2 rRNA genes are annotated in these 3389 nt (G+C 57.1%); both read left to right on the top strand.

What is annotated here, in order from left to right:
- Positions 1 to 58 precede the first annotated feature (58 nt).
- Positions 59 to 3183, top strand: a 23S ribosomal RNA gene (locus ACF1AG_RS34655).
- An 89-nt stretch (positions 3184 to 3272) separates the two neighbouring features.
- Positions 3273 to 3389 (top strand): 5S ribosomal RNA (gene rrf / locus ACF1AG_RS34660).

A 3389-nucleotide genomic window follows, 5' to 3' on the forward strand; every position in this document is an offset into this window, starting at 1 on the left:
CGGGGTGATGGGTGGTTGGTCGTTGTTTGAGAACTGCACAGTGGACGCGAGCATCTGTGGCCAAGTTTTTAAGGGCGCACGGTGGATGCCTTGGCACCAGGAACCGATGAAGGACGTGGGAGGCCACGATAGGCCCCGGGGAGTCGTCAACCAGGCTTTGATCCGGGGGTGTCCGAATGGGGAAACCCGGCAGTCGTCATGGGCTGTCACCCGCTGCTGAACACATAGGCAGTGTGGAGGGAACGCGGGGAAGTGAAACATCTCAGTACCCGCAGGAAGAGAAAACAACCGTGATTCCGGGAGTAGTGGCGAGCGAAACCGGATGAGGCCAAACCGTATGCGTGTGAGACCCGGCAGGGGTTGCGCATTCGGGGTTGTGGGATCTCTCTTTCATGGTCTGCCGGCCATGAGACGAGTCAGAAACCGTTGATGTAGGCGAAGGACATGCGAAAGGTCCGGCGTAGAGGGTAAGACCCCCGTAGTCGAAACGTCAGCGGCTCGTTTGAGAGACACCCAAGTAGCACGGGGCCCGAGAAATCCCGTGTGAATCTGGCGGGACCACCCGCTAAGCCTAAATATTCCCTGGTGACCGATAGCGGATAGTACCGTGAGGGAATGGTGAAAAGTACCGCGGGAGCGGAGTGAAATAGTACCTGAAACCGTGTGCCTACAAGCCGTGGGAGCGTCGCGTTGAGTGCTTGCACTCAACGTCGTGACTGCGTGCCTTTTGAAGAATGAGCCTGCGAGTTTGCGGTGTGTTGCGAGGTTAACCCGGGTGGGGAAGCCGTAGCGAAAGCGAGTCCGAATAGGGCGTTTTAGTAGCACGCTCAAGACCCGAAGCGGAGTGATCTAGCCATGGGCAGGTTGAAGCGGAGGTAAGACTTCGTGGAGGACCGAACCCACCAGGGTTGAAAACCTGGGGGATGACCTGTGGTTAGGGGTGAAAGGCCAATCAAACTCCGTGATAGCTGGTTCTCCCCGAAATGCATTTAGGTGCAGCGTCGTGTGTTTCTTGCCGGAGGTAGAGCACTGGATAGGCGATGGGCCCTACCGGGTTACTGACCTTAGCCAAACTCCGAATGCCGGTAAGTGAGAGCGCGGCAGTGAGACTGTGGGGGATAAGCTCCATGGTCGAGAGGGAAACAGCCCAGAGCATCGACTAAGGCCCCTAAGCGTACGCTAAGTGGGAAAGGATGTGGAGTCGCACAGACAACCAGGAGGTTGGCTTAGAAGCAGCCACCCTTGAAAGAGTGCGTAATAGCTCACTGGTCTAGTGATTCCGCGCCGACAATGTAGCGGGGCTCAAGCGTACCGCCGAAGTCGTGTCATTCCAGAATATAGGGCCAACGCCTTCTGGGATGGGTAGGGGAGCGTCGTCTGCCGGGTGAAGCAGCCGCGTAAGCGAGTTGTGGACGGTTGACGAGTGAGAATGCAGGCATGAGTAGCGATTCACACGTGAGAAACGTGTGCGCCGATTGACTAAGGGTTCCTGGGTCAAGCTGATCTGCCCAGGGTAAGTCGGGACCTAAGGCGAGGCCGACAGGCGTAGTCGATGGATAACCGGTTGATATTCCGGTACCCGCTGTGAAGCGTCAAACATCGAATCCAGTGATGCTAAGCCCGTGAAGCCGCCGGCTGAGTCTTCGGACGAGGTCGGAGTGGTGGAGCCGGTGACCCGAGCTGGTAGTAGGTGAGTGATGGGGTGACGCAGGAAGGTAGTCCATCCCGGGCGGTGGTTGTCCCGGGGTAAGGGTGTAGGACGGTGTGTAGGCAAATCCGCACACCTTGTGTCTGAGACCTGATGCCGAGCCGATTGTGGTGAAGTGGATGATCCTATGCTGTCGAGAAAAGCCTCTAGCGAGTTTCATGGCGGCCCGTACCCTAAACCGACTCAGGTGGTCAGGTAGAGAATACCGAGGCGTTCGGGTGAACTATGGTTAAGGAACTCGGCAAAATGCCCCCGTAACTTCGGGAGAAGGGGGGCCACAACCGGTGATCGGATTTACTCCGTGAGCTGGGGGTGGCCGCAGAGACCAGCGAGAAGCGACTGTTTACTAAAAACACAGGTCCGTGCGAAGCCGTAAGGCGATGTATACGGACTGACGCCTGCCCGGTGCTGGAACGTTAAGGGGACCGGTTAGCTCCATTTCGGTGGGGCGAAGCTGAGAACTTAAGCGCCAGTAAACGGCGGTGGTAACTATAACCATCCTAAGGTAGCGAAATTCCTTGTCGGGTAAGTTCCGACCTGCACGAATGGCGTAACGACTTCTCGACTGTCTCAACCATAGGCCCGGTGAAATTGCACTACGAGTAAAGATGCTCGTTTCGCGCAGCAGGACGGAAAGACCCCGGGACCTTTACTACAGTTTGATATTGGTGTTCGGTTCGGCTTGTGTAGGATAGCTGGGAGACTTTGAACTCTGGACGCCAGTTCAGGGGGAGTCGTCGTTGAAATACCAGTCTGGTCGTGCTGGATGTCTAACCTGGGTCCGTGATCCGGATCAGGGACAGTGTCTGATGGGTAGTTTAACTGGGGCGGTTGCCTCCTAAAGAGTAACGGAGGCGCCCAAAGGTTCCCTCAGCCTGGTTGGCAATCAGGTGTTGAGTGTAAGTGCACAAGGGAGCTTGACTGTGAGACCGACGGGTCGAGCAGGGACGAAAGTCGGGACTAGTGATCCGGCGGTGGCTTGTGGAAGCGCCGTCGCTCAACGGATAAAAGGTACCCCGGGGATAACAGGCTGATCTTCCCCAAGAGTCCATATCGACGGGATGGTTTGGCACCTCGATGTCGGCTCGTCGCATCCTGGGGCTGGAGTCGGTCCCAAGGGTTGGGCTGTTCGCCCATTAAAGCGGTACGCGAGCTGGGTTTAGAACGTCGTGAGACAGTTCGGTCCCTATCCGCTGTGCGCGTAGGAGTCTTGAGAAGGGCTGTCCCTAGTACGAGAGGACCGGGACGGACGAACCTCTGGTGTGCCAGTTGTTCTGCCAAGGGCATGGCTGGTTGGCTACGTTCGGGAGGGATAACCGCTGAAAGCATCTAAGCGGGAAGCCTGCTTCGAGATGAGGACTCCCACCTCCTAGAGAGGGTAAGGCTCCCAGTAGACGACTGGGTTGATAGGCCGGATATGGAAGCACGGTAACGTGTGGAGTTGACCGGTACTAATAGGCCGAGGGCTTGTCCTCAGTTGCTCGCGTCCACTGTGTTGGTTCTGAAACCACGAACAACCCCATGCCATGGTCACGGTGTGGTGCGGTTGAGAGTTTCATAGTGTTTCGGTGGTCATAGCGTAGGGGAAACGCCCGGTTACATTCCGAACCCGGAAGCTAAGCCTTACAGCGCCGATGGTACTGCAGGGGGGACCCTGTGGGAGAGTAGGACGCCGCCGAAC

Origin of the sequence: Streptomyces sp. NPDC014764 (assembly GCF_043082785.1) — a bacterium.
In the GTDB taxonomy this organism is placed as follows: Bacteria; Actinomycetota; Actinomycetes; order Streptomycetales; family Streptomycetaceae; genus Streptomyces; species Streptomyces althioticus.